Source organism: Treponema sp. OMZ 805, from assembly GCF_050937395.1.
Classification (GTDB): Bacteria; Spirochaetota; Spirochaetia; order Treponematales; family Treponemataceae; genus Treponema.
Map to the genome: position 1 here is coordinate 1 of NZ_JACCLP010000064.1, position 428 is coordinate 428.

Consider the following 428-nt stretch of genomic DNA (forward strand, 5'->3'; position numbering starts at 1 on the left):
ATCTTGCCGGAAACTTTATCATCCTTGTCCATAAGGCCGCTTGTCTGGTTAAAAGTACTTGGTAAATCGGTTCCTCTTTCGATGTGTCCGTTATCGCGGCTGTTGCCGTACAAGCTGTTTTCGCTTTCGGAAACCCACTTAAATGGATTTATCTCGTTTGTGGGCGCAATTCTGTCTGTAGTATCGACAATAACATCCAGTTCCAGTTCTGCCATCCACGTATCGCTACCGCAGGTTAACCCCTGTGCAGAATCCCATACGGTAAGCAGAAGCTTACGCTTTTTGGGGTCGCTTGTGGCAAGGTCATCACTTTGACCTATTTTAGTAAAATCAGCCGCATCCAGCGTAATAACGCCATCTGAAGGTAATGCAGTTAGATTCCGAATGTCAGTACCGTTTGTTACGCATTTCAGCGTATACTTTTTATC

At 45.1% G+C, this 428-nt stretch carries 1 protein-coding gene; it reads right to left on the reverse strand.

Annotated elements, in window-relative coordinates; all coding sequences use genetic code 11:
- A partial coding sequence (locus tag HGH47_RS12320; protein WP_432912784.1) for a hypothetical protein occupies nt 1–428 on the reverse strand: 428 nt, incomplete at both ends.